Source organism: Caulobacter sp. SLTY (genome assembly GCF_009905535.1).
GTDB lineage: Bacteria > Pseudomonadota > Alphaproteobacteria > Caulobacterales > Caulobacteraceae > Caulobacter.
Genome location: NZ_JAAALA010000011.1, coordinates 65,354 through 88,832, shown reverse-complemented (window position 1 = coordinate 88,832; position 23,479 = coordinate 65,354). Strand labels below are relative to the sequence as shown.

Annotated in this window: 27 protein-coding genes; 8 read left to right on the top strand and 19 right to left on the bottom strand. The window is 67.7% G+C overall.

Annotation, left to right across the window (positions count from 1 at the left end):
- Positions 1-47 precede the first annotated feature (47 nt).
- From GVN21_RS08545 to hppD, 4 genes are read right to left on the bottom strand one after another with little or no spacing between them, the layout of a single operon-like run.
- Entirely contained in the window at positions 48-743 is a 696-nt protein-coding gene (locus GVN21_RS08545; protein WP_166574300.1) for a DUF4272 domain-containing protein, read from the bottom strand.
- Positions 744-766: 23 nt separating this feature from the next.
- Entirely contained in the window at positions 767-1,903 is a 1,137-nt protein-coding gene (locus GVN21_RS08540) for a homogentisate 1,2-dioxygenase (RefSeq protein WP_166574299.1), read from the bottom strand.
- A 10-nt stretch (positions 1,904-1,913) separates the two neighbouring features.
- A complete protein-coding gene (locus tag GVN21_RS08535) occupies positions 1,914-2,966 on the bottom strand; it encodes an isoaspartyl peptidase/L-asparaginase (RefSeq protein ID WP_346764233.1) in 1,053 nt (350 codons plus the stop codon).
- Between the two features lie 42 nt (positions 2,967-3,008).
- Positions 3,009-4,097 (bottom strand): 4-hydroxyphenylpyruvate dioxygenase, encoded by a 1,089-nt coding sequence (gene hppD / locus GVN21_RS08530; protein WP_166574297.1) that lies wholly within the window; start codon positions 4,095-4,097, stop codon positions 3,009-3,011.
- A 145-nt stretch (positions 4,098-4,242) separates the two neighbouring features.
- On the opposite strand from hppD, the gene GVN21_RS08525 reads away from it, so the two are divergent.
- From GVN21_RS08525 to GVN21_RS08515, 3 genes are read left to right on the top strand one after another with little or no spacing between them, the layout of a single operon-like run.
- The gene (locus GVN21_RS08525) at positions 4,243-4,917 is read left to right on the top strand and encodes an exopolysaccharide biosynthesis protein (protein WP_166574296.1); all 675 of its coding nucleotides are present in this window, start codon (positions 4,243-4,245) and stop codon (positions 4,915-4,917) included.
- The gene (locus GVN21_RS08520) at positions 4,914-5,456 is read left to right on the top strand and encodes a disulfide bond formation protein B (RefSeq protein ID WP_240902819.1); all 543 of its coding nucleotides are present in this window, start codon (positions 4,914-4,916) and stop codon (positions 5,454-5,456) included. The genes GVN21_RS08525 and GVN21_RS08520 overlap by 4 nt, the downstream gene beginning before the upstream one ends.
- Positions 5,453-6,016 carry a demethoxyubiquinone hydroxylase family protein gene (locus tag GVN21_RS08515; RefSeq protein ID WP_166574295.1) on the top strand — a complete coding sequence of 188 codons (564 nt, stop codon included), beginning with the start codon at positions 5,453-5,455 and terminating at the stop codon, positions 6,014-6,016. The genes GVN21_RS08520 and GVN21_RS08515 overlap by 4 nt, the downstream gene beginning before the upstream one ends.
- A 13-nt stretch (positions 6,017-6,029) precedes the next feature.
- On the opposite strand, the gene GVN21_RS08510 is transcribed toward GVN21_RS08515, so the two are convergent.
- Genes GVN21_RS08510 through GVN21_RS08500 form a run of 3 tightly spaced genes read right to left on the bottom strand, consistent with a single transcriptional unit; the run spans position 6,030 to position 8,951 of the window.
- A complete protein-coding gene (locus GVN21_RS08510) occupies positions 6,030-7,028 on the bottom strand; it encodes a M48 family metallopeptidase (RefSeq protein WP_166574294.1) in 999 nt (332 codons plus the stop codon).
- A 4-nt stretch (positions 7,029-7,032) separates the two neighbouring features.
- Positions 7,033-7,599 (bottom strand): LemA family protein, encoded by a 567-nt coding sequence (locus GVN21_RS08505; protein WP_166574293.1) that lies wholly within the window; start codon positions 7,597-7,599, stop codon positions 7,033-7,035.
- Between the two features lie 50 nt (positions 7,600-7,649).
- Positions 7,650-8,951, bottom strand: a complete 1,302-nt coding sequence (locus tag GVN21_RS08500; protein WP_166574292.1) for a serine hydrolase domain-containing protein — start codon at positions 8,949-8,951, stop codon at positions 7,650-7,652.
- Positions 8,952-9,109: 158 nt separating this feature from the next.
- On the opposite strand from GVN21_RS08500, the gene GVN21_RS08495 reads away from it, so the two are divergent.
- From GVN21_RS08495 to GVN21_RS08485, 3 genes are read left to right on the top strand one after another with little or no spacing between them, the layout of a single operon-like run.
- Complete coding sequence (locus GVN21_RS08495) at positions 9,110-10,324, top strand: acyltransferase family protein (protein WP_166574291.1); 1,215 nt, start codon at positions 9,110-9,112, stop codon at positions 10,322-10,324.
- Positions 10,324-10,941, top strand: a complete 618-nt coding sequence (locus GVN21_RS08490; protein WP_166574290.1) for a hypothetical protein — start codon at positions 10,324-10,326, stop codon at positions 10,939-10,941. The genes GVN21_RS08495 and GVN21_RS08490 overlap by 1 nt, the downstream gene beginning before the upstream one ends.
- Entirely contained in the window at positions 10,938-11,237 is a 300-nt protein-coding gene (locus GVN21_RS08485; RefSeq protein ID WP_166574335.1) for a transcriptional regulator, read from the top strand. Before GVN21_RS08490 ends, GVN21_RS08485 begins: the two co-directional genes overlap by 4 nt.
- 86 nt (positions 11,238-11,323) lie before the next feature.
- On the opposite strand, the gene parC is transcribed toward GVN21_RS08485, so the two are convergent.
- From parC to GVN21_RS08440, 9 genes are all read right to left on the bottom strand, one after another.
- Entirely contained in the window at positions 11,324-13,558 is a 2,235-nt protein-coding gene (gene parC, locus GVN21_RS08480; protein ID WP_166574289.1) for a DNA topoisomerase IV subunit A, read from the bottom strand.
- 248 nt (positions 13,559-13,806) lie between these two features.
- The gene (recO, locus tag GVN21_RS08475) at positions 13,807-14,538 is read right to left on the bottom strand and encodes a DNA repair protein RecO (RefSeq protein WP_166574288.1); all 732 of its coding nucleotides are present in this window, start codon (positions 14,536-14,538) and stop codon (positions 13,807-13,809) included.
- A 43-nt stretch (positions 14,539-14,581) separates the two neighbouring features.
- Positions 14,582-14,938, bottom strand: coding sequence for a nuclear transport factor 2 family protein (locus GVN21_RS08470; protein WP_166574287.1), 357 nt, complete (start codon positions 14,936-14,938; stop codon positions 14,582-14,584).
- Between the two features lie 64 nt (positions 14,939-15,002).
- Positions 15,003-15,506 (bottom strand): nuclear transport factor 2 family protein, encoded by a 504-nt coding sequence (locus tag GVN21_RS08465; protein ID WP_166574286.1) that lies wholly within the window; start codon positions 15,504-15,506, stop codon positions 15,003-15,005.
- A 12-nt stretch (positions 15,507-15,518) separates the two neighbouring features.
- A complete protein-coding gene (era, locus tag GVN21_RS08460) occupies positions 15,519-16,454 on the bottom strand; it encodes a GTPase Era (RefSeq protein ID WP_166574285.1) in 936 nt (311 codons plus the stop codon).
- Complete coding sequence (gene rnc, locus GVN21_RS08455) at positions 16,451-17,149, bottom strand: ribonuclease III (RefSeq protein WP_166574284.1); 699 nt, start codon at positions 17,147-17,149, stop codon at positions 16,451-16,453. Before rnc ends, era begins: the two co-directional genes overlap by 4 nt.
- On the bottom strand, positions 17,146-18,000 hold the full coding sequence (gene lepB / locus GVN21_RS08450) for a signal peptidase I (protein WP_166574283.1): 855 nt from the start codon (positions 17,998-18,000) through the stop codon (positions 17,146-17,148). Before lepB ends, rnc begins: the two co-directional genes overlap by 4 nt.
- A gap of 98 nt (positions 18,001-18,098) precedes the next feature.
- Complete coding sequence (gene acpS / locus GVN21_RS08445; RefSeq protein WP_166574282.1) at positions 18,099-18,512, bottom strand: holo-ACP synthase; 414 nt, start codon at positions 18,510-18,512, stop codon at positions 18,099-18,101.
- Positions 18,509-19,273, bottom strand: coding sequence for a pyridoxine 5'-phosphate synthase (locus tag GVN21_RS08440; RefSeq protein ID WP_166574281.1), 765 nt, complete (start codon positions 19,271-19,273; stop codon positions 18,509-18,511). Before GVN21_RS08440 ends, acpS begins: the two co-directional genes overlap by 4 nt.
- Positions 19,274-19,448: 175 nt before the next feature.
- Here GVN21_RS08440 and GVN21_RS08435 point away from each other — a divergent pair, with 175 nt between their 5' ends.
- Together GVN21_RS08435 and GVN21_RS08430 are read left to right on the top strand one after the other, a co-directional pair.
- Complete coding sequence (locus GVN21_RS08435) at positions 19,449-19,919, top strand: VOC family protein (RefSeq protein WP_166574280.1); 471 nt, start codon at positions 19,449-19,451, stop codon at positions 19,917-19,919.
- Between the two features lie 93 nt (positions 19,920-20,012).
- On the top strand, positions 20,013-20,582 hold the full coding sequence (locus GVN21_RS08430) for a hypothetical protein (protein ID WP_205689990.1): 570 nt from the start codon (positions 20,013-20,015) through the stop codon (positions 20,580-20,582).
- Here GVN21_RS08430 and GVN21_RS08425 read toward each other — a convergent pair.
- The 3 genes from GVN21_RS08425 to GVN21_RS08415 form a co-directional block, all read right to left on the bottom strand.
- Complete coding sequence (locus tag GVN21_RS08425; protein WP_166574279.1) at positions 20,579-21,646, bottom strand: winged helix-turn-helix domain-containing protein; 1,068 nt, start codon at positions 21,644-21,646, stop codon at positions 20,579-20,581. The two genes, GVN21_RS08430 and GVN21_RS08425, sit on opposite strands and share 4 nt — an antisense overlap.
- Before the next feature lie 90 nt (positions 21,647-21,736).
- Positions 21,737-22,327, bottom strand: a complete 591-nt coding sequence (pyrE, locus tag GVN21_RS08420) for an orotate phosphoribosyltransferase (protein ID WP_166574333.1) — start codon at positions 22,325-22,327, stop codon at positions 21,737-21,739.
- A gap of 39 nt (positions 22,328-22,366) precedes the next feature.
- Entirely contained in the window at positions 22,367-23,398 is a 1,032-nt protein-coding gene (locus GVN21_RS08415; RefSeq protein WP_166574278.1) for an amidohydrolase family protein, read from the bottom strand.
- Positions 23,399-23,479 lie beyond the last annotated feature (81 nt).

Below are 23,479 nucleotides of genomic sequence, written 5' to 3'. Positions count from 1 at the left end.
CGCTCCCAGCTGGACGGCGAGTGTTCGGGCGATGTCGATGCGCTGGCTCATGTGTCGGTGGTGATCTCGTCCCATTCGGCATGATAGCCGACGAGCCAGTTCAGGCCCTTGTGCCGCTCCATCACAACCCCGCCATCCAGGCCGGCGGGAGCCGGCTTGCCGTCGATGCGGGCCTGCCGCACCGCCCAGTGATAGCGATAGATCAGGTCAGCCTCGTCCAGGATCTCGCCGATGGGCCGCAACCGGGCCTGACTCACAAAGGTCTTGCCGTCATCCGCGCTGATCAGCGACCAGAGACGGTCGACCTCGATGGTCTTGTCCGGCCGCTCCAGCGTCTTGAACCGCCCCAGCGCCCAGGCCATCGGCAAGGCCGCCTCGCAAAGCCAGCTCGCCTGGATGATCGCATGCTCGGTCGGCGCGGCCGCGTCCATGAAGGTCAGTTCCTCGGGCGAAAACGCCGCCCGGTCGGCGAATGCCGCGCGCCATGTCCGGGTGTTTTCCGGGTCGTTCGCCAGGGCCCGATGGGTCATCAACATCAGGGCGCAGAAGCGCCGGGCGACGGCATCGGCGCTCGGCGGTCGGGCTTCGACCGAGTCCTCGATCCGGGGCAGCCAGTCGATGGTGGGCACCCCCTCCTTCTTCAGCCGCGCGATCGAACGCGCCTTCCGCGCTTCGGCCTCACCCGGCGCGGCAGCCGCAACGCCGCCCACCCCGACCAGCGGCAGGCCGGCAAGGCCCGCCATCAACGATCGTCGGCCGAGCGCCGTCACCCCTGCGCCTTCCAACTGTCGACATAGGCCGGGTTTTCCACCGAGGCGGCGCCCACCCCCACCTCCAGTGGATCGCGGGTGTCGATCATCACGGCGTATTCGTCGGTGGCCGGTTTCGGCTGGCTGAGCATGTTCTTCAGCGCCTTGGGGTGCGGGCCGTGGGTGAAGCCGCTCGGGTGGAAGGTCATCATGCCGCTCTCGATGTGATCGCGGCTGAAGAAGTCGCCGGCGTGGTAGAACAGCACCTCGTCGAAATCGTCGTTGTTGTGGAAGAAGGGGATCTTGATGGCCCCTGGATCGGTCTCGAACGGCCGTGGCGTGAAGGTGCAGACCACGAAGCGGTCGCTCAGGAAGGTGGTGTGGACGCTCGGCGGCAGGTGGTAGCGGTGGCTGACCACCGGCCGGATGTCCTTGACGTTGAGCCGCACCGGCGACAGCTCGCCGTGCCAGCCCACGGCGTCGAGCGGGTTGTACTCATAGGTCGCCACCGACACCTGGCCGCGCTTCTTGATCCGCACCGGGAACTCGCCGGCCATCGCCTGATGGTCGCGGAAGGCCTCGTCCATCGCCGGGGTGTCGAGCATGGCCGGGTCGAAAATGGCGTGGGGGCCGAGCAGCCCCTTGTCCGGCAGGGTGTAGTGGGTGTTGGTCGCCTGGATGGTCAGCACCGCCGTGGTCTCCGACGGAGCCAGCCGCCACATCGTCCCACGCGGCAGGTAGAGGTAGTCGCCGGCCCGGTAGCCGATTCGGCCGAAGTCGCAGAACAGGTCGCCCGCGCCGGCGTGGATAAACAGCAACTGGTCGCCGTCAGCATTGCGCGCCAGATCGGTCAGCGCCCCCTCCGGCTTCCAGAAGCGGAGCTCCGTGGCGTTGTTGTGGAGCACCACCGGCGCGTCCCAGGGCGAAGCCTGCGGCTGGTTCAACCGGTTGAGGTCGAACGCCCGCGGCCGCAGCGGCCCCTCGAATTTCGACCAGCCGGTCGGCGGCCTCGGGTGATACAGGAACGCCGCCGGACCGAAGAACCCCTCCTTCGACATCTCCCGCTCGTAGGCACCCTGCGGCAGATCAGCGTGGGCCTGGCGGCTGTGGTCGCCTTGCGCGCCGCGGACCGGGATCCAGTTCTTCTTGCTCATGGTGCGCCTTCTAGGGCTCGTCCTTGTAGATGCTGATGACCGTCGGGCGGCCCGCCGCCGCCTGGGCGCGGTACATCCCGGGGGTGTTGAAGCTCCAGACCAACTGACCGTCGGCGGTCAGGGCGATGATGCCGCCGTCGCCCCTGATGTCGACCAGCTGCTTCTGGACCACCTCGTCGGCCGCCGCCTGCAGGCTCATGCCCTTGTACTGCACCAGGGCGCAGATGGTCCGGGCCACGGTCAGGCGGATGAAGTACTCGCCCGATCCGGTCGCCGAGACGGCGCAGGACCGGTTGTCGGCATAGGTGCCCGCCCCGATGATCGGCGCGTCCCCGACGCGGTTCCAGCGCTTGGCGGTCATGCCGCCGGTGGAAGTGCCGGCGGCGATGTCGCCGTTCGCGTCGAGGGCCACCACGCCCACCGTGCCGAACCTATGGTCGTCCGGCTGCGGGCCCCAGGTGAGCGACTTGGCGGCCGACGGCGCATTGATCGGCCGGGTCGGGATCGGCAGCCGCGCCGCGTTCAGCGCCTTCTCCAGCTGCTCCCACCGCCGCTCGGTGAAGAAATAGGCCGGATCGACCTGTTCCAGGCCCGCCTGCTTGGCGAACTGGTCGGCCCCGTCGCCGATCAGCATGACGTGCGGCGACTTCTCCATCACCGTCCGGGCCAGGCTGATTGGGTGGCGCGTGCGGGTCACCCCGGCCACGCTGCCGGCCCGCAGCGTCGCCCCATCCATGATCGCCGCGTCGAGCTCGTTGCGCCCCTCGGCCGTGAACACCGCCCCGCGCCCGGCGTTGAACAGCGGGTCGTCTTCCAGGACCTTGATGGTCGCCTCGACGGCGTCCATGGCGCTGCCGCCACGCTCCAGGACCCGCTGCCCCTCGGCGAGAGCCGTAGCGAGGCCGGCGCGATAGGCGGCCTCGGTCTTGGCGTCCATGTTGGCGCGTTCGATGACGCCCGCGCCGCCGTGAATGACTATGGCCCATTTGGGCCGCTCCTGCGCCGCGGCCGGAGCCGCCAGCGCGACGAGCAACCCCAATGCCAATAAAGCCCTGCGGATCACGGCGACCTCCCTTGTCATTGAGACCGGAGAAGGCACGACTGCTTAGGCCTGCACAACCCCGCGCCGGATCTGGTCGAGCTCGATACTCTCGAACAGGGCCTTGAAGTTGCCCTCGCCGAAGCCTTCGTTGCCCTTGCGCTGGATGATCTCGAAGAAGATCGGCCCGATCAGGTTCTCGGTGAAGATCTGCAGCAGCAGGCCCTGGCCTTCGGTCGGGGCGCCGTCGAGCAGGATCTTGTCGGCCTGCAGGCGCTGGGTGTTCTCCCCGTGGCCCTTCACGCGGTTATCGAGCAGCTCGTAATAGCTGTCCGGCGTGTCCTGGAACTTCACGCCGCGCTCGCGCAGGGTCTCGACGGTGTGGAAGATGTCGTCGGTGCCGAAGGCCAGGTGCTGGATGCCCTCGCCCTTGTAGTCGCGCAGGAATTCCTCGATCTGACTCTGGTCGTCCTGGCTCTCGTTCAGCGGGATGCGGATCTTGCCGTCCGGGCTGGTCATCGCCTTGGAGAACAGGCCGGTCACCTTCCCCTCGATGTCGAAGTAGCGAATTTCGCGGAAGTTGAAGACCTGCTCATAGAAGTCGGCCCACTTCTTCATCCCGCCCCGGAACACGTTGTGGGTCAGATGGTCGAGATAGGTCAGGCCAACGCTGTTGGCCGCCTCGGCCGCCGCCGCGCCCTCGATCGGGGCGAAATCGACGTCATAGATGCTTTGCGCGCCATAACGATCGACCAGGTAGAGGTTGGTGCCGCCGATCCCCTCGATGGCGGGGATGTTCAGCTCCATCGGGCCGATCTTGCCCGGGGTCGCCGGCTTGGCGCCGCGCTGCAGCGCCAGCTCATAGGCCTTGGCCGCGTCGCGCACACGGAATGCCATCGCGTTGGCCGATGGCCCGTGCGCGGCCTGGAAGTCGGCGGCCTGACCCTGCGGGTCCATGTTGAGGATGAAGTTGATGTCGCCCTGGCGGAAGTGAAGCACGTTCTTGGAGCGATGCTTGCCCACGGCGGTGAAGCCCATCAGCTCCCACATGGTCTTCAGCGCCTGGGGATCGGGCGAGGTGAACTCGACGAACTCGAAACCGTCGGTGCCCAGCGGGTTTTCGAACAGGTCTTTGGTGGGGTTCGGAGCGTTCATCGGGGGCCTCTCTGACCAGGGAAGGTTCGCGCTGCAGTTAGTATCATTTGAAACGATATTGGCAAAGAGGCGACACCGTTCGGTCAATCACGAATTCGCGCCCGCACGCCTTCTCTCCGCCGCAAAAGCGATTAGAAGCCAAACCATGAGCCAGCCCGACGCGTTCCAGGACAATCCTCAACAGGGGTTTATCGATCTGGTTGTCGGACTGCCTGACGGCGCGGGGTCGGACGGGCTGACACTCGGCGAAGTGCTCGACCGGATGGATGAGCGGGCGTTCGGCATCCTGATCCTGATTCTTGCGGTGCCCTGCCTGGTGCCCGCGCTGTACGGCGTGCCCCAGATCGTCGGGATTCCCATCATCCTCCTGGCGGCCCAGATGATGGTCGGCCGGAGCGAGCCCTGGTTGCCGGCCAGCTGGCTGAAACGCCGGATCTCACTCGATTGGCTCAACCGTATGTCCGGCTTCGCCGACAAAAGCATGCGCTGGACAGAGCGGGTTTCGCGGCCCCGCCTGGCGTTTCTGGCCACGGGGTTTGGTGAGCGGCTCGCGGCCTTCTTCATGATCCTGGCGACCCTGACCATCGTGCTGCCGATGACCAACTCGGTTCCCTCCCTGGCGCTTACCCTTCTGGCGGTCGGTGTCATCCAACGGGACGGGATTTTCGTTGCCCTCGGCTCGGCCATAGCGGTCGCCTGGGTCGGCTTCCTGTCCGCGGTGGTCATCGGCCTGGCCTTCGGCGCGACCTGGGCGGTTTCGCTGTTCAACAAGGTCGGGGGCGACGCCGTGGTCGGCTTCTTCCAGGGCCTGTTCAATTGACCGAGGTCGGCGCCATGCAGCCTGTGAAACGCCTGATCGGCTTCTTCCTGCGCCACTGGCCTGAGACGGCGCTGCTGTCGTCGGCCCTGATGCTGGCGGCGGCCCACGCCTTCGAACGGTTCGCCAACCTGATCCCCTGCACCCTCTGCCTCAAGCAGCGGGAGGTCTATTGGGCCGCTATCGCTATCGCCCTGGTCGCCGTGGTGATCAAGCGGACCGCCCACAGCCGGCGCATCTCCCCCTGGCTGGATGGCCTGCTGGGCCTCACCTTCCTGCTTGGAGCCGGCATCGCCTTCTACCATGCCGGGGTCGAGTGGCACTGGTGGCCGGGGCCGGCGGCCTGCGCCGGGGGTGGCGGAGCCGGCGTCTCGCTCAGCGAGATGGAACGGCTGGTCGGTGGCGGCAAGACCGCCTCTCCGGCCTGCGACAAGGCGCTGTGGCACTTCCTGGGCCTGTCGATGGCCGGCTGGAACGTGATCGTGTCGCTGAAGCTGGCGGGCTGGAGCTTCGTCTCCGCCTACAATAGACTTAGGCCATGAGCGCCAAGCCCATCCCCGCCCGTCCTGGAATCGGCGCCACCGCCGGCCGGCTGGCGGAGATTCTACGGGTCGATCACGCCGGAGAGTTGGGCGCCGTTCACATCTATCGGGGTCAACAGGCGGTGCTCGGCCGCGCCCCGGCCCACGGCCGCATCGCCGCTCAGCTGGCCGAGATGGAAGGCCACGAACAGGTTCACCTCTCGCGTTTCGACGCCATCCTCAACGAACGCGGCGTCCGCCCCACCCTGATGGCGCCGCTGTGGCGCGCCGCAGGCTTCGCCCTGGGCGCCGGCACCGCCTTGATGGGTCCCAAGGCCGCCCACGCCTGCACCGAGGCAGTGGAGACGATGATCGAGCAGCATTACGCCGGCCAGATCGCCGAGCTGGAAAAGCGCGAGCCGGAACTGGCCGCCGAACTGACCCAGTTCCGCGACGACGAGCTGGCCCACCGCGACCTGGCCATCGAGGAAGGCGCCCGCGAGGCGCCGGCCTATCCCATGCTGGCGGCGGTGATCCGCGCCGGCTGCCGCGCGGCCATCAAGATCAGCGAAAAGGTCTGAGCGGCCTGGGGGCTCAGCCCCAGGGGCCGGTCGCCGTTGGCGGCTCGATCAACGGCAGATCGCGTCCGCCAGCGTAGCGCACCAGGGCGTCGATCCGCTTGCTGATCGGCGGATGGGTGGCGAACAGGTCCAGGCTGTCGTCCTTGCCGTCGTCCAGGAACATGGCCCGCACCGAGTCCGGCGCGGCAATGTGGGCGCGGCCACTGATCTTGCGCAGGGCCGAGATCATCGCATCGGGGTTCTTGGTCAGCTCCACCGCCCCGGCGTCGGCGACGAACTCCCGGCTGCGCGACAGGGCCATGCGGATGAGAATGGCCAGGCCATAGCCGATCGCCCCGGCCGCGAAGGCGATCAGCAGCAGCAGCCCCGCTCCCTTGTTCCGCCCCGCCCGCGAGCCGACCGCCCCGAACCGCATGCCCCGGACCATCATCTCGGCCAACAGGGTGATGATCCCGGCGAACACCGCGGCGATGACCATGGTGCGGCAGTCACGGTTGATCACATGGGTCAGCTCATGGGCCAGCACCGCCTCTAGCTCGGCCTTGTCCAGCGCCCGCATCAGCCCGCGGGTGACCGTGATGCTGTACTGTCTCTCGTTCAGGCCAGTGGCGAAGGCGTTCAGCGCGTCGGTCTCGATGATGCGCAGGGTCGGCGTCTTCATCCCCCGGGAGATCGCCAGGTTTTCCAGCAGGTTGTAGAGGCCAGGCTCATCCTGTCTCTGAACCGGCCGAGCCCCTGTCGCCAGGTCGATGATCGTCTGGTTGGCGTAGTAGGCGATGGCGAACCAGACCGCCGAGACCAACACGGCCAGCGGCAGGGAGACCACCAGCAGCTGGGTCGCCCGCGCGAGGTCGCCTGGGATCGAACCTGTCGAGGGCAGGACGCCCGCCCCCATCAGCCCGACCGTCAACGCCCAGATCAGTCCGGTCAGCAGCACGGGAAACCCGATCAGCAGCAGGGCTGAGCGAACGTTGTTGGCCTGGATGTGGGTGTAGAGGCCGACGGGCCCCATGGGATCAGAACTTTACAGTGGGAGCAGCCGCGTCCATCGACGCCCGGCTGTCGGCGCCGACGTCGTAGAGCGTGCGGTCCTTGCCGTAGCCGAACAGGCCCGCGAACAGCACAGCCGGGAAGGCGCGGCGGGCGGCGTTGAACTCGGTCACCGCGTTGTTGAAGAACCGGCGGGCGGCGGCCAGCTTGTTCTCGAGGTCGCCCAGCTCGGCCTGCAGGCTGAGGAAGTTCTGGTTCGCCTTGAGGTCCGGATAGGCCTCCGACAGGGCGAACAGCTGGCGCAGGGCGCCGGTCAGCACCGTCTCGGCCTGAACCTTGTCATCGACGCTGGCGGCCGTGGCGGCGCTGTTGCGGGCGGCGATCACCGCCTCCAGCGTGCCGCGCTCGTGGGCGGCGTAGCCCTTCACCGTCTCGACTAGGTTGGGGATCAGGTCGTGCCGCTGCTTCAGTTGAACATCGATGTCGGCAAACGCCTGATCAGCCCGCGCGTTGAGCGCCACCAGCCGGTTGTAGACGCCGATGATCAAAAGGGCGGTGACCGCCACGATGACCAGAATGACGACAATTTCCATGGCCGGACTCCCTCAACCAGGATGACGGTAACGGATTGAGGGCAGGCTGCCTACTTCGACGGATCCACCAGGGCCGCGTAGACGAATTGCTGGCTGAGTTCGTCGAGGCGGTAGGCCTGCCCGCCGCCGATGACCTGGATCATGCCCATGACGAACAGGTCGTTCTCCGGATCGACCCAGAACCAGGTGCCGGCCGCGCCGCCCCAGCTGAAGCTGCCCATTCCGGCGGGCGTGCCGGCGGCGGCCGGATCCATCACCACCCCGAAGTCGAGGCCGAAGCCGACGCCGGGGCCGAGCGGCTGTTTGGCCAACTGGGCGTCGGTCAGGTGGTTTGTTGCCATCAGCTTGACGGTCGAGGGCGACAGGATGCGCACCCCATCCAGCTCGCCGCCGTTGCAGAGCATCTGGGCGAAGCGGGCGTAGTCGGCGACCGTCGAGACCAGGCCGCCGCCGCCGTTGGCCGCCGTCGGCGGCTTGCTGATGTCCAGCACCATGAAGCCGTCAGCCGGCACGATCCCCTTCTGGCGGTCCAGCATGTAGAGACTGGCCATCCGCGACTGCTTCTCCGGCGGGAGCCAGAAGGCGGTGTCCTTCATGCCCAGCGGGCCGAAGATGCGCGACTGCATGAACTCCGGCAGCGACTGGCCGGACAGCTTCTCGACGATGTAGCCCTGGATATCTACCGCGATCGAATAGCGCCATTGCTCGCCCGGCTGGTTGGCCAGCGGCAGCTTGGCCGCCTCGGACATCGCCTCCCGCAGGGTCGGCGAACCGAGCATGCCGGACTCGCGATAGGCGGCATCGACCGGATTGTCGGTGGTCAGGCCATAGGCGAAGCCGCCCGTGTGGGTCATGATCTCGCGCATCGTCGGCGGGCGGGACGCCGCCTCGGTGATCATCTTACCTTTCGCGTCCAGGCCCTTGAACACGCGCAGGTTCTTGAACTCCGGCACATACTTCGTGACCGGCTCGTCCAGCTTCCAGCGGCCCTCCTCGAACAGGATCATCATGGCCACGCCGGTGACCGGCTTGGTCTGGCTGTACATGCGGAAGATCGTGTCTTCCTTCAGCGGCGCGCCGCTGGCGAGGTCGGCCTTGCCGTAGATGCTGTAGTGGGCCGTGCGGCCGTGGCGAGCCACATAGGTGATCACGCCGGGCGCCGCGCCGCGATCGACGAGCGCCTTCATCGCGGCATCCATCTTCGCCAGCCGCTCGGACGAGAAGCCCAGCGCCTCCGGCTTGGCCGGCGCCAGCACCGTCGCCCGCGCCTGAACCACCGCCGGCGCGGCGACCGGGCCGGCCAACAGCAGGCCGGCGGCCAGGGCCGTCAGCGTCGATCTCTTCCAGCCCATATCCCTATCCCCTGCCCCGCATTGGTTTTCTTGGAAGACTAACCGCCCGCGCTGCGGCGGCAAGACGCACTGTGTTCGTAGACATGTTTACATTTCAAACTTGTCTGCTATGAGGGCGTCACGAGCGGCGAACGGCCGTGCTTCTGGGGCTCATGCCAATGACCGAGACATCTCCCGAACGCCTGCACGCGCTGGACGCCGTGCGCGGGTTCGCCCTGCTGCTGGGGGTGGCCTTCCATGCCACCCTGTCCTTCCTGCCGGGGCCCCAGGCCTGGATCGTCATGGACGAGCAGCGCTCGCCGGCCATGGCGATCACCTTCTTCACCCTGCACATGTTTCGGATGACGGTCTTCTTCCTGATCGCCGGCTTCTTCGCCCGCATGCTGCTCGAACGGCGCGGCCTCAAGGGCTTCGCCTTAGACCGGCTGAAGCGCATCGTCGCCCCGCTGGCCATTTTCTGGCCGCTCGCCCTGACCGGCATCATCTCGGTCCTGGTCTGGGTGACTGTCGATACCCTCGGCGCCCTGCCCAAAGACCCGCCGAAGGGCCCGGCCTTCACCCCCACCGACTTTCCCCTGACCCATCTGTGGTTCCTGTGGGTGCTGCTGGTCTTCTATGTCGGCGCTCTCATCCTGCGGGGTCTCGGCCGGCTGGTCGACCGCCAGGGCGTGATCGGCCAGATGCTTGACCCCGTGGTCCGCGCCCTGGTCCGTTGGTCCGTCGGCCCGATCGTGCTGGCAATTCCGGTCGGCCTGGCCTTCTTCCTGACCGCCAAATGGATTCCCTGGGCCGGTATCCCGACGCCAGACCAGTCGCTGATCCCGAACGCCATTGCGGCCACCGCCTATGGCCTGGCCTTCGGCTTCGGCTGGCTGATCCAGCGCCAGGCGGGCTTGGTCACCGCCTTCGCCCGCCATTGGCTCACCCATCTGGTCGCAGCGGTGATTCTGACGGTCATCGGCCTATACATGCTGCCCGAGGAGTCGATCGGCGCGACCTTCGATGACAACTGGGTGCGGGCCGCCTACTGCGTGATCTATCCGCTGGCCATCTGGAGCTGGGCCTTCGGGCTGATCGGGGCGGCGGTGCGGTTCCTGTCCCGCCACAGCCCGGTGCGCCGCTACCTGGCCGACGCCAGCTACTGGATCTACATCGTCCACCTGCCGATCCTGATGGCCCTGCAGGTCGCTATCCGCGACGTGCCCCTGCCCTGGTTCGCCAAGTTTGGTCTGGTCGTCGTCGGGACCATGGCGCCGGCCCTGGTCACCTATGAACTGCTGGTCCGCCACTCCTTCGTCGGCCGGCTGCTCAATGGACGCCGCGTCCCCTGGCGTGCGAAGCCTCAAACTCAAGTCCAGGAAGGAATCGCCTGATGACCGATGCCGACTCCGCGCGAGAGGACCTCGCCTATCTGAAGACCCTCGTCGCCGGCGAGCCCGGCGGCGGCGAGGTCTGGCGCTTCACTGGCCGGCTCTTTGCCCTGGGCGGTCTCGTCTATGGCATCCAATGCCTGTTCCACGGCGCCCAGATCCTTGGCGTCCAGTCGCCGGGGCCGGTCACCCTGTTCTTCCTTGGCGCGCCGACCGTGATCTTCCTGATCTACATGACCTACGCCATCATCAAGAGCGGCAACGCCATCAAGCCCAAGGGCGCCACGGGGCGAGCCGTGTCAGCGATCTTCAGTTCCACCGGCCTGATGAACCTGGTCTTCCTGGTCATCTTCCTCCCCCCCACCATCCAGACCGGCGACTTCCGCATCTGGCTGTTCTACCCGGCGGTGGTGTTCGCGGTGCTTGGGGGCGCCTGGTACGCGGCTTGGCTGATCCGCAAGCGGCTGTGGATGCTGGCGACTGGCCTGGGCTGGATGATCAGCGCCGGCCTGATGGGCCTGACCCGCGGCCATGCGGCCTATGTGCTGATCTGCGGCGCGGCGCTGTTCCTGTTCATGATGCTGCCCGGCATCGCCATGGCGCGGGGCAAGGCCGACTGATGCCGAAGTTCGATATCGGCGGCATCGACGAGGTTATCCACGGCCGCCTGCGGCTGGGGATCATGGCCTATCTCGCCGACGCCGAGGTCGCCGACTTCACCGAGCTCAAGACCGTGCTGGAGGCGACCCAGGGCAACCTGTCGATCCACCTCAGGAAACTCCAGGAAGCCGGCTACATCGACATCGAAAAAAGCTTTGTCGGCGTAAAGCCCCTGACCCGGGCGCGGATCACTGGTGAGGGCCGGGCGGCGTTCGGCCGGTACCTGGAGGCGATGAGCAAGTTGGTGGGGGGCTAGAAGAATGGGGACACGTACCTTTTCGCGACACGATCCAGGCGGCTGCACCGGCGCATGGGCGAAAAGGTACGTGTCCCCGCCCTTCCTCAGCGCGGTCTGAACCGCTTGCTCGTCGGGAAGCCCTTGGGGGCCAGTTTGCCGGCGCCGGCGCGCTTGCCGGCCCAGTCCTTCCAATCGGTCCACTCGCGTGTGCGGCCGGCGGCGTCGATCCAGAAGGCGCCCGTCTCAGCGTTAAACACCGTGGCGTCCCGCAGCCCTCCCTCGCGGTAGGACTGCAGCTTGACCCCCTTGCCGCGCGGCATTTCCGGAAGTTCTTCAAGCGGATAGATCAGGATCTTGCCGTTGTCGCCGATCACCGCCATCTGGTCGCCAGCCACCTCCAGCGATACCACGGCCGTGCCGTTCAGCACCGACTTGCCGGCCCGGCGGAAGGCCAGGGCCTCGTCCTCGGGCATGATGAAGCCGTAGCCCTCCTTGGACGCCAGGATGCGCTTGCGGCCGGCCTTGTGGGGGAAGACGTCGATGATCTTCACCTTGTCGTCCAGGTCAACCATCAGCCGCAGCGGCTCGCCATGGCCCCGCGCCGACGGCAGCTTGCTGCATTCGACGGTGAAGAACCGGCCGTCGGAGGCGAAGATCAGCAGCTTGTCGGTGGTCTCGGCCGGGACCAGGAAGCCCAGCTTGTCGCCTTCCTTGAACTTCAGCTCCGAGGGATCGTCCACCCGGCCCTTGGCGGCCCGGATCCAGCCCTTTTCCGACAGGATGACCGTGATCGTCTCGCGGGGGATGAAGGCCTCGGTGGCGGTGTCGACGTCGATCGACGGGGCCTCCGCGAAATCGCTGCGGCGGCGGCCGACCTCGGTGCCGACCCCGACCACGGCGCGCATGTCGGCCAGCCCCGTGCCGACCAGTTTCCACTGCGCCGCCTCGGAGCCGAGCATGGCGATGATGCCGTCCCTTTCCTCAGCCAGTTCAGCATGTTCGCGGCGGATCTCCATCTCTTCCAGCCGGGCCAGCTGGCGCAGGCGGGTGTTGAGGATGGCGTCGGCCTGGATCTCGGTAAGGTCGAAGGCGGCGATCAGCTTCTGCTTCGGCTCGTCCTCATAGCGGACGATGCGGATCACCTCGTCGAGGTTCAGATAGGCGATCAGCAGGCCGTCGAGGATGTGCAGCCGAGCCTCGATCTTCTCCAGCCGGAAGCGGGCGCGGCGGACCAGCACCTCGCGGCGGTGGTCGAGGAAGGCCTTGAGGATCGCCTTGAGGCCGAGCACGCCCGGCGTGCCGCGCGCATCCAGCACGTTCATGTTGACCGGGAAACGGGTCTCCAGGTCCGAGAGCTTGAATAGGCTCTCCATGAGGACTTCCGGCTCGACGTTGCGGTTCTTCGGCTCGATGACCAGGCGCACGTCCTCGGCGCTCTCGTCCCGCACATCGCCCAGCAGCGGCGCCTTCTTGGCCTCGATCAACTCGGCCAGCTGCTCGACCAGCTCGGCCTTCTTCACCTGATACGGAATCTCGGTGACCACGATCTGATAGCCGCCGCGGCCGGTCTCCTCCTTCGTCCAGCGGGCGCGCAGGCGAACCCCGCCCCGGCCGGTCTCGAAGGTTTCCAGCAGGCTGTGGTGGGGTTCGACAATGATGCCGCCGGTCGGGAAATCCGGCCCCTTCACCCGCTCCATCAGGTCGGCGGTGGTCGCCTCCGGGCGTTGCAGCAGCAGCAGGCAGGCGTCGATCAGTTCGCCGGCGTTGTGCGGCGGGATTGAAGTGGCCATGCCGACGGCAATGCCGCTGGAGCCGTTGGCCAGCAGGTTCGGGAATCCGGCGGGCAGGACGACCGGCTCTTCGTCCTGGCCATCGTAAGTGGGCTTGAAGTCGACCGCATTCTCGTCGAGGCCGTCGAGCAGCAGGCTCGCGGCTTCCGTCATGCGGCACTCAGTGTAACGCATGGCCGCGGCGTTATCGCCGTCGATGTTGCCGAAGTTGCCCTGGCCGTCGACCAGGGGATAGCGCTGGCTGAACGACTGGGCCAGGCGCACCAGGGCGTCATAGATGGCCTGGTCGCCGTGCGGGTGGAAGTTACCCATTACCTCGCCGACCACCTTGGCGCACTTGCGGGCAGAGGCGGTGGGGTTCAGCCGCATCTCGTGCAGGGCATAAAGCAGGCGGCGGTGGACAGGCTTCAACCCGTCGCGGACGTCCGGCAGGGCGCGGCCGGTGATGGTCGAGAGCGCATAGGCCAGGTAGCGCCGCGACAGGGCCTCGGTCAGCGGCTCGTCGAGGATACGGTCGCCGTCACCGGGCGGGGGGGTGTGAACAGTCATGTCGGTCCAGAATCAACTGGGTTGGTTATAGGGGCGTCCGCTGAGGAAAGGGAGCGCGGTGGCCGCGGATCTAAAGTAGTCGCTCCCCCTCTGGGGGAGCTGTCCGGCGCGAATACGCGACGGACAGAGGGGGCAGCGGCGGCGCTGAACCTGCTTGGCGCGCACTCCCCTACCGCCGGCGCCGCCCCCACCACCACGCGCGTATTCGCGCGCGGTCCCCCGCCCCCAGAGGGGGCGGAATTTTCGGCTCAGAGGCGGCCCGCGTCGGAGAGTTGCTCTAGGAGCCAGACGCGGGCCGGCGGAAGCGGACGGTTCAGCGGGCCGAAGACGAACTGTTCGAGGAAGTGGCCGGTGAGATCGAAGCCGGCGCGGATGTCGCCTTCGGCCAGGCCGTTGCGGGGCGAGAGCATGAAGGGCGGCAGGGGCAGCAGACGGTCGGCGTAGGGCTCGCCTGCCTCGCGGGAGACGGCGCGGCCGGTGCGGGGGCTGACCCAGATGAGGTCCTCGGTCACCCCGGTCGAGGCGCATTTGGTCAGGTCGAGGGAAAAGCCCATCTCGGCCAGCAGTCCGGCCTCGAACTGCACGAAGACCGCCGGCCAGACGTCCGGGTGCAACAGGGCGCCGATCAGGGCCTCGAAGGCATGGAAGGCCCCCGGATGCGGCTCCCGCTCCGGCAGGGCCCCGGCGGCCAGGGCGGCGGCGGCGGCCAAACCCGCCAGCGCCATCCGGTCGTCGAACAACTCCGACGGCCCCTCCCCGATTGGTTCGACCGTGGCCGACCCCAGCTGGCCTTCGACCCGGGCGCGATAGCTCACCACCACGCGGGTTCCGGCCTGTAGAACCGACTTGAGCCTTCGCGAGGCGCCGCCGGAAACATGGGCCGCCTGCCGGCCGTGGTGTTCGGTCAGCAACTCGACGATCGCCCCCGTCTCGCCATGCGGTCGGGCGGCGAGAATGTAGGCGTCGTCTTCCCATTCCATGCGGGTGGGATAGCTCCTGCAGCGATCGGAGGCGAGGCCTGCCTCAGGCGTAGAAGAACCGTTCCTCGACGATCTTGCCGTCCTTGACGGTGTAGAGGCCGACCTCGTCCATCTGGATGCGATCGCCGCTGGCCTTCTGGGTCAGGTCCATCTTGAAGCGGACCACGAACTGGTCGCCATTGACGTAGGGCCCCTCGACTTCCGAGCTGTGGACCTCGTGATTGGCGGCCCACCAGTCGCCCTTGCCCTTCACCGCGTCCTTGCCGCGAATTTCGGCCATATCGCCGGGCATGGCCTCGACGCTGAGCACATCATCGGCCCAGTACTTCTGGCCGGCGGTGTCGAAATCTCCCGCCCGGCACAGGGCGACGAGGTCATTGGCGATATCTTGCACGGTCATGGCGGCTCTCCCTTCAGAGACCCGCACTATCTCGCCACACCACCGTCATGGCAAGCATTTTGTTCTATTTTTGTTCCAACCTCGTCTTGGCCTCGAAAGCCTTGATTTCAGAAGTCATTCCCTTCGCCAGGTCGTTGGGGATCGGGAAGGTCAGGGCGTATTGGGCGATTTTCCATTCATTGTTCTGGAGCACCAGGACGCCCGTCCCCCGGCTGGTTCCATAGCTCTCGCTGTCCAGCAGCTCGTCGAACCAGACCACGCATTTGCACGCGATGTCGGCGTAGCCGAAGTGGCGCTCGCGGACGGTGTAGGTCCAGCCCTTGCCCTGGGCGAAGTAGGGTTCGGCGTAGGCGCGGAACTGGGCGATGGTCCAGCGTTCCGAGGCGTCGGTGCCGATGTAGATAGCGTCCTTGGTGAACAGATCGAAGTAGGTCTTGCCGTCGGCCTCCGACGCCGCGCGGTGCAGGGCGTCCAGGGGCGCGTTGACGTCCGTGTTGGGCGGGGTCTCCGGATCGAGAGCCCAGGCCGGCGTGGCCAGCAGCGCCAGGATGAAGATCAAGATGCGCAAGGCGCCCTCCCCTTAGACGTCGAAATCGAGGCCCATGCCGGCATAGGTCTCCCGCTCCTCGGCCCAGGTCTCGCGGACGCGGACGTGGAGGAAGAGATGGACCTTGCGCTCGAAGAGCTCGGCCAGCTCTTCGCGCGACTTCTGGCCGATCCATTTGAGGGTCTGGCCGTTGGCGCCGATGATAATGGCGCGCTGTCCCTCGCGCTCGACATAGACGGTCTGTTCGATCCGGACCGACCCATCCTTCTTTTCCTCGAAGGCCGTGGTCTCGACGCTGGCCGCGTAAGGCAGCTCCTCGTGGACGCGGAGGTAGAGCTTTTCGCGGGTTAGCTCGGCGGCCAGCAGTCGGGCGGGAATGTCGGCGGTCTGGTCCTCGGGGTAGAGCCAGGGGCCCTCCGGCATCAGCTCGGCGAGCCGCGCGCGGAGGTCCTCGACGCCGTTTCCGTCGAGAGCGCTGATCATGAAGGCTTCGCTATAGACGCCGGTCTCGAACAGGGCCTGGGAGACGGACAGCAGCCGCTCGCGCTTGACCCCGTCGATCTTGTTGAGCGCCAGGATGACCATCTTGCCGGACTTCTGGAGCGCCTCGATGATGGTCTGGACGTCCTCGACACCGCGCTTGTCGGCGCCCTTGGCGGAGCCGTCCTGCACCGCCAGTTCGGCCTGGACATCGACTAGGTGCACCACCGCGTCGGCATCGTCGGCCCCGGCCCAGGCGCTGCGCACCATGGCGCGATCGAGTCGGCGGCGGGGGGTGAAGATGCCCGGGGTATCGAGCAGCACGATCTGGGCCTCACCGGCCATGGCGACGCCACGAACCGGAAAGCGGGTGGTCTGCACCTTCTGGGTGACGATCGACACCTTGGCCCCGACCAGACGATTGGTCAGGGTGGACTTGCCGGCGTTGGGGGCGCCGATCACGGCGACGAAGCCGGCTTTGGTGGTCATTGTTGGCCTTCCTGTTTCAGCAGCATGATCATAGCCGCCGCCTTTTCCGCTTCGCGCCGGGAGCCCCCCTCCCCGCGTTCGGTCTCATAGCCCTTTACCGACACTTCGACGATGAACCGAGGCGCGTGGTCGGGGCCTGTCTGTTCCACCACCACATAGGCCGGGACGGGCAGGCGGCGGCCCATGGCCCATTCCTGCAGCCGGGTCTTGGCATCCTTGGCGCGGGGCTCCTCGAGCCGGGCGAACTCCTCCGACCAGGCCTCGAGGAAGAAGGATCGGGCCGTCTCAAGGCCGCCGTCGATGTAGATGGCGGCCATCAGCGCCTCGACCGCGTCGCCCAGGGCGCCGTCGTTGTCCCGCACGCCCATCTTGGTCGCCGAGCCGCTCATCCGCAGGGCCGCGCCCAGCTCCAGACGGCGGCCGACACGGGCGCAGGCCTTGCCGTTTACGAGGTTGGCCAGGCGGGGCGACAGCTCGCCCTCCTTGGCCTCCGGATAGAGGGCCAGCAGCCGCTCCGATGCCAGCAGGCCTAGCACCCTGTCACCCAGGAACTCCAGCCGCTCGTTGTGGCGCACCTTGACGGCGCCGTCCCCGACGCTGGCGTGGGTCAGGGCCCGCTCCAGCAGGGCGCGGTCGGCGAAGCTGTGGCCTATGCGGCGTTCGAGCGTCTCTACAGCAGCAACTCGGGCGTTCATTTCAGCAGGTTGAAGAACCGGCCGGGCCGCGCCTCGGTGAACCAGGTCCAGGGCTTGAACAGCGAGACGCCCTCGCGGACCTTGCCCTTCTCGTCGGTGACCGGGCCGCGGTCCATGCTGGGAGCCGGGTACCAGGATAGCAGGATGATCTCCGCCTTGCCGACCAGATTCTCGGCCGGCATGAAGCCGACGCCGCCGGCGCGGGGCGCGGCGTAGTTGGGCTCGAAGCGGGAATCGAGGCTGTTGTCGCGGTTGTCGCCCATGACGAAGTAGTGCTTCTGGGGCACCAGGAAGACGCCGGTGTTGTTGGGATAGCCGTACTCGGCGCCGGCGTAGGTGGCGTAGGTCTTGCCGTCGAGCGAGGTTTCCTGGCGGCGCACGCCGTTCAGGTCGTCCAGATCCTGGCGGGTCAGCTGGACGTGCGGCACCGCCTTTTCGTTGACGTAGAGCACGCCATTGCGAACCTGCACCCGGTCGCCGGGCAGGCCGATGACCCGCTTGATGTAGTCGGTCTTGTTGTCGGCCGGCAGCTTGAACACCACGATGTCGCCCCGCTTGGGCACGGTGTTGAAGATGCGCCCCTTGAACAGCGGCGGGCTGAGCGGGATCGAGTGCTTGGAGTAGCCGTAGGACCACTTGTTCACGATGATGTAGTCGCCAGCCAGCAGGTTCGGCTCCATCGAGGACGAGGGGATGGTGAACGGCTGGAACAGGAACACCCGCAGGACCAGGGCGATCAGCAGGGCGTAGAACACGGTCTTGCCGATCTCGACCATCTCCTGGACGAAGGAGGGCTTCTCCTCCGGCAGGTCGCGGGGTTCGTCGGACTCGTGGGCGACAGCGTCGGTCATCGGCGCGGGATTCTCTTTGAAACGTGGGGCATGAGCCCAGCGGGTCTGGTTAGCGGTGGAATACCGCAGAGGCAATGTCTGCGCCCGTTACTTCGCCTTCATGGCGTAACTTGGATAGGCAGCGCCTCAATGATCACGAAGGCCTGGGCGTAGGGGTGGTCGTCGGTCAGGGTGACGTGGATCTTTGCTTCCATCCCTTGCGGGATGATTTGGGCCAGGCGTTCGGCCGCGCCGCCGGTCAGGGCCATGGTCGGGGCGCCGGAGCGCAGGTTGACCACCCCCATGTCCCGCCAGTGGACGCCGCGGCGGGGAACGCCGGTGCCCAGGGCCTTGGCGCAGGCCTCCTTGGCGGCGAAGCGTTTGGCGTAGCTGGCGGCGCGGTCTTTGCGCCGGTCGGACTTGGCCTGCTCGGTCTCGGTGAACAGGCGCTGGACGAAGCGGTCTCCGAAGCGATTGAGGGTCTTGTCGATGCGGCGGATGTCGCAGAGGTCGGAGCCCAGGCCGATGATCACGCCGCCTGCTCCGCCTGCGCCCGGGCGGCGTCCATCAGTCGGCGCATGCGGAGAATCGCCTCCGGCAGGCCGACGAAGATGGCCTCGCCGATCAGGAAGTGGCCGATGTTCAGTTCGGCCAGCTGGGGGATGGCGGCTATGGGGCCGACGGTGGCGTAGTCGATGCCGTGGCCGGCGTGGACCTCCAGGCCCAGCTGGGCGGCCTGGGCGGCGCCGGCGGTCAGGCGGGCCAGGATGGCGGCGGCCCGGTCCGTCTCGCCGGCGCGGGCGGCGTCGCAGTAGGCGCCGGTGTGGAGCTCGATGACCTGGGCTCCGGCTTCGGCGGAGGCGGCGATCTGGGCCGGGTCGGCCTCGATGAACAGGGAGACGCGGCTGCCCGCCGCGCGCAGGGAGTGCACCGCGTCGCGCACCCGGTTGGCGCCCCGCACCACGTCCAGCCCCCCCTCGGTGGTCACCTCCTCGCGGCGCTCGGGCACCAGGCAGGCGGCGTAGGGGCGATGGGCCAGAGCGATGGCGACCATGTCGTCGGTGACCGCCATCTCGAAGTTCAGCGGCTTGCCGCGCTTGCGGCAAAGGTCGGCCAGCTGATCGATGTCCGCGTCGGAGATGTGGCGGCGGTCCTCGCGCAGGTGGGCGGTGATGCCGTCGGCGCCGGCCATCAGGGCCAGCTCGGCCGCGCGGGTCGGCTCCGGATAGCTGGCGCCCCGCGCGTTGCGGATCGTAGCGACGTGGTCGATGTTGACGCCGAGGCGAAGGGTCATGGCGGCTGTCCGTGGTGTGGTAGCTGACTACTTAGGGCGCGGGAGCCACGGGCGAAAGTCACGCACGGTTCCAGGTTTTTTCATCCCGGCTGTCGGCGTGGCGGCATCTGGGGCGTCCTTGGGGTAACCGCCGGCCGCGAATGGCGCGGGACGGGTGCGAACGGAGGACGATGCCATGAAGGTCACCCAGCATCTCTGGTACGAGAAGAACATGGCGGAGGCGATCCGCTTCTATGTCTCGCTGATCCCCAATTCGAAGATCGAGGACACCTCGGCGGTGATGGGCGAAAGCCCGGCCGGGCCGTCGGGGAGCGTGACGATCATCAGCTTCACCCTGGGCGGCCAGAACTACATGGCCATCGAGGCCGGGCCGCTGGACCCGTTCAACCACAGCTTCTCGATCATGGTCGAGCCGGAGACGCAGGACGAGCTGGACCGGATCTGGGACGCGCTGTGCGAGGGCGGCAGCGTCGAACAGTGCGGCTGGGTGCGGGACCGATGGGGGCTGTGCTGGCAGGTGGCGCCGAAGCGCTTGCGCGAACTGATGGGCAGTTCGGACCCCGCGGTGGTCAAGCGAGTGACCGAGCAGATGCTGAGCATGGTCAAGCTTGACATCGCGCCGCTGGAGGCCGCCGCGGCGGGCTAAGCGCGCTATTCAGCGATTGCTCAGACCCCGCTCATGCCGCTCACCGCGCCGTCGGCCAGGGTCCCGCCTCGTTTCAAACATCGAGGCAGAGTCATGACGGCGGACAACGAGAAGACGGGCAACGACAAGACGGGCAAGCGGCGTGGCGGCTGGTGGCAGATTCCCATGTGGGCGACGCTGGGGGGGCTGCTGCTCTTGCCGCTGGCAGCCATGCAGTTCACCGCTGAGGTCGACTGGGGACCGGAGGACTTCGCCATCATGGGCGTGCTGCTGGCTATCGTCGGCGGCGGCGTCGAACTGGGGGCGCGGCTGAGTGGCAACGCCGCCTACCGGGTGGCGGTGGCCCTGGCGATGGTCGCCGGCTTCCTGCTGATCTGGATGAACCTGGCGGTGGGGATCATCGGCGACGAGAACAATCCGCTGAACCAGATGTACGCCGGGGTGCTGATGGTCGGTGTGGCCGGCGCCTTCGTCGTCAACTTCAAGGCCAAGGGCTTGGCGCGGGTGTTGATCGCCATGACCGTGGCTCAGGTGGTGGTCGCCGGGGTGGCCCAGGCGGCCGGACATTTCACCTGGATTCTCACGGCCGGTTTCGTGTCGATCTGGTCGATGTCGTCCTGGCTGTTTGCCAGGGCGGCACGGGATGAGGCGGCAAAGGCCTAGGTTTGGGGATCCAGCCAGGTTCGCCGCGCGATCAGCATGGCGGCGACCAGGCAGGCGCTGAACAGCAGGCCCTCGACGGCGCCGGTGGCGGCCTGGGCGAGCGGGCCGAACCCGGGCTCGCCGAATAGCGCGCCGATACGGTCCAGCCGCAGGCGCGACCCCGGAAAGCCGCGGGCCAGCAGGTCGAGGCTGCCTCCCATCAGGCGGCCGCCGAGCAGGGGAATGACGAGGCCCGCCACGCCGCCGACCAGGCCCGCGGCGGCGACGGCCAGGGCAAGGGAGCGGCGGGCCGCAAGCCGGGCGGCCCACAAGGCGGCGAAGCCCACGGCTCCGCCCAGCAGGGCGCCTTCAAGGGCGCCGGTGATTTCACCAGGGGTGCGACCGAACAACAGGTTGAAGGCGTCCAGACCCAGCAGCTTGACCATCCCCCCAACCAGCAGGCCGCCGCCGGCCCCGCCCAGCACGCTCTTGAGGCCCGGACGGCCGGGCGCGAGGCCGGCGGCGGCGATCCCGAACGCGACCCCCGCCCCACCGAGAACGCCGACCACGACCGTCAGGGCGACCAGCACCAGCAGCACGGAGGCGGCGCCCATGCCCGGCTCCAGCGCCTGGGGGGCGCCGGCGAAACCGTAGAGCAGGCCGCCGACGCCGCCGGCGAAGGCTCCGCCGGCGGTCCCGGCCGCACCAAGCAGCCAAAAGCGGCTCCAACGGCCGGGGATCGATTCGCGGGTCTTCGGCGCGGCTTCGTCAGCCTCTACGGGCGCGATGAAGCGGTAACCGTGCTTGGGGACGGTCTCGATGAAGCGGGGGCGGGCCGCATCGTCGCCGAGCTGGCGCCGCAGGGTGCGGATACACTGGGTCAGGGCTTCGTCGGTGACGGGAACGCCGCGCCAGACTTCCTCCAGGAAGCGGTCCTTGGTGACCAGGCGGCCGGATTCGGCGACCAGCAGGGCCAGGGCGTCGAGGTAGCGGGCGTTGAGTTCAACCGGGGCGCCGTCGAGGGTGAGCAGTCGGTCGGCCGCGTCGAGGCGGAAACGGTCGAAGCGGAAGCCGCCGGTGGCCATCTGTTGGGTCCTGCGAGATCAGGGGCTAGGTCTCGCGCGGGCGGGGGGCGGGATCAAATGGAATTCTCGCGCAGCCCCTGCCCTACCCCCTTACCCCTGGGCGGCCAACCGCCGGCTGCCGGGATCTTCCACAGGCAGCGCCGCCAGCTCCGGGGGAAGCGCATCAGCCGGGTACGCAGGGACCTCCAGGCTGGCCAGGGCGATCAGCGGGACGCCGACGTCGGCCTTGCCGCCGGAGCGGTCGACGATGCAGGCGGCAGCGATCACCTCGCCCCCGGCGGCCTGGATGGCGGCAATGCATTCGCGGCTGGAGAGGCCGGTCGTGACAATGTCCTCGACCATCACCACCCGGGCGCCGGGCTCGACGTGGAAGCCGCGGCGCAGCGTGAACTGGCCGCCTTCGCGTTCGACGTAGAGGGATTGGACGCCGAGTTGGCGGGCAGTCTCGTAGCCCGGGATGATGCCACCGACGGCCGGGGAGATGCAGAGGTCGGGCTTGCCGACCTGGGCCACGATCTTGGCAGCCAGGGCTGCGCAGAGGCGCTCGCAGCGGTCGGGCTGGGCGAAAACCAGGTTCTTCTGCAGGAACACCGGGCTGTGCAGCCCGCTGGACAGCACGAAATGGCCTTCCCGCAGGGCGCCGGCGCCGCGGAATTCCTCGAGGACGTCATCGCTGGTCATGGGGGTGGCCATAACCCGAATCCCCACGCGCGCGAAGCGTCAGAGCTTCAGCCGGTAAACCCGCGCCGCCGTGCCGCTGAACAACGCCGTCTTCTCGTCCGCCGAATAGCCGGCGGCGAAGACCTTGAAGGCGTTCCAGAGGGTGGCGTAGTCGCAGGAGAGGATGTCGACCGGGAAGTTGCTTTCGAACATGCAGCGGTCCGGGCCAAAGGCCTCGATGCAGGTTTCCAGGTAGGGCGCCCATTCGGCGGCCAGCTGGGTCGAGGGGGCCGGGGCTTCGGACAGGCAGGAGGGGAAGGCCGGGAAGACCATGGCCAGGCCGCCGAGCTTGACCGTGACGTTCGGGCATTGGGCCAGAGTGCGGATGTTGTCCCGCCAGATGCCGAAGCGTTCCTCGCGGCGACCGGCATAGCTGGCGATACCGAGCGGGGTGCCGACGTGGTCGAGGACGATGGGGGTGTCCGGGAAGGCCTGGGCGAGTTCGATGAGGTTGGGGAGCTGGGGCTCGAGGAGCCAGGCGTCGAAGGAGAGACCGAGCGGCGCCAGTTGGGCGAAGCCTTCGCGGAAGGCGGCGTCGCGGTAGAGGCCGGCGGGCGTGCGGACCAGGGGGCCGAGGACGGCGCTGTCCGGGTCGTGGCTGGCGCTGTGGCGGATGCCGCGGAAGCGATGGCTGGCGGCGATCTGGGCTTCAAGTGTTACCCGGGCGGCGGCGCCGCGCGTGAGGTTGGCGTGGCCGATGATGCCGGCGCAGGGCTTGGCCGGGCCGTAGACGCCGGAATCGGCGATGGCGGCCAGGCCGTTGACCGCCTCGATCTCGCCGACGGGTTTCAGGTGGTCTGGGCCGTCCGGGCGGTAGAAGGCGCCGCATTCGAGGTAGACGGTCGCGACCACGTTATGGCCGCTGGTCATGTCGGCGAGGAGTTCGTCGAGCAGGTAGCGGGGGACGCGGCGGATGATCTGCTCGAAGCCGTGGGTCGGCGGCGGCAGGTGCGGCAGCAGCGCGGTGCGGTCCCACAGGTGGTGGTGGGGATCGACGATCGGCAGGTCGGGGTCGAGGATGGGTTCGGGCATCTGCATTCTCCGTCATCCCGGCCGGAGCGTAGCGGAGAGCCGGGACCCAGGGGGGTCAAGCACGATAGTCGCGGCGGTGAG

Excerpts from the sequence above, each read along its gene's own strand:
- GVN21_RS08545 (WP_166574300.1), bottom strand. The coding sequence starts at position 743 with ATGGCGGGCCTTGCCGGCCTGCCGCTGGTCGGGGTGGGCGGCGTTGCG.
- GVN21_RS08540 (WP_166574299.1), bottom strand. The coding sequence starts at position 1,903 with ATGAGCAAGAAGAACTGGATCCCGGTCCGCGGCGCGCAAGGCGACCAC.
- hppD (WP_166574297.1), bottom strand. The coding sequence starts at position 4,097 with ATGAACGCTCCGAACCCCACCAAAGACCTGTTCGAAAACCCGCTGGGC.
- GVN21_RS08525 (WP_166574296.1), top strand. The coding sequence starts at position 4,243 with ATGAGCCAGCCCGACGCGTTCCAGGACAATCCTCAACAGGGGTTTATC.
- GVN21_RS08515 (WP_166574295.1), top strand. The coding sequence starts at position 5,453 with ATGAGCGCCAAGCCCATCCCCGCCCGTCCTGGAATCGGCGCCACCGCC.
- GVN21_RS08510 (WP_166574294.1), bottom strand. The coding sequence starts at position 7,028 with ATGGGGCCCGTCGGCCTCTACACCCACATCCAGGCCAACAACGTTCGC.
- GVN21_RS08505 (WP_166574293.1), bottom strand. The coding sequence starts at position 7,599 with ATGGAAATTGTCGTCATTCTGGTCATCGTGGCGGTCACCGCCCTTTTG.
- GVN21_RS08500 (WP_166574292.1), bottom strand. The coding sequence starts at position 8,951 with ATGGGCTGGAAGAGATCGACGCTGACGGCCCTGGCCGCCGGCCTGCTG.
- GVN21_RS08495 (WP_166574291.1), top strand. The coding sequence starts at position 9,110 with ATGACCGAGACATCTCCCGAACGCCTGCACGCGCTGGACGCCGTGCGC.
- GVN21_RS08490 (WP_166574290.1), top strand. The coding sequence starts at position 10,324 with ATGACCGATGCCGACTCCGCGCGAGAGGACCTCGCCTATCTGAAGACC.
- parC (WP_166574289.1), bottom strand. The coding sequence starts at position 13,558 with ATGACTGTTCACACCCCCCCGCCCGGTGACGGCGACCGTATCCTCGAC.
- recO (WP_166574288.1), bottom strand. The coding sequence starts at position 14,538 with ATGGAATGGGAAGACGACGCCTACATTCTCGCCGCCCGACCGCATGGC.
- GVN21_RS08470 (WP_166574287.1), bottom strand. The coding sequence starts at position 14,938 with ATGACCGTGCAAGATATCGCCAATGACCTCGTCGCCCTGTGCCGGGCG.
- era (WP_166574285.1), bottom strand. The coding sequence starts at position 16,454 with ATGACCACCAAAGCCGGCTTCGTCGCCGTGATCGGCGCCCCCAACGCC.
- rnc (WP_166574284.1), bottom strand. The coding sequence starts at position 17,149 with ATGAACGCCCGAGTTGCTGCTGTAGAGACGCTCGAACGCCGCATAGGC.
- lepB (WP_166574283.1), bottom strand. The coding sequence starts at position 18,000 with ATGACCGACGCTGTCGCCCACGAGTCCGACGAACCCCGCGACCTGCCG.
- GVN21_RS08440 (WP_166574281.1), bottom strand. The coding sequence starts at position 19,273 with ATGACCCTTCGCCTCGGCGTCAACATCGACCACGTCGCTACGATCCGC.
- GVN21_RS08435 (WP_166574280.1), top strand. The coding sequence starts at position 19,449 with ATGAAGGTCACCCAGCATCTCTGGTACGAGAAGAACATGGCGGAGGCG.
- GVN21_RS08430 (WP_205689990.1), top strand. The coding sequence starts at position 20,013 with ATGACGGCGGACAACGAGAAGACGGGCAACGACAAGACGGGCAAGCGG.
- GVN21_RS08425 (WP_166574279.1), bottom strand. The coding sequence starts at position 21,646 with ATGGCCACCGGCGGCTTCCGCTTCGACCGTTTCCGCCTCGACGCGGCC.
- pyrE (WP_166574333.1), bottom strand. The coding sequence starts at position 22,327 with ATGACCAGCGATGACGTCCTCGAGGAATTCCGCGGCGCCGGCGCCCTG.
- GVN21_RS08415 (WP_166574278.1), bottom strand. The coding sequence starts at position 23,398 with ATGCCCGAACCCATCCTCGACCCCGACCTGCCGATCGTCGATCCCCAC.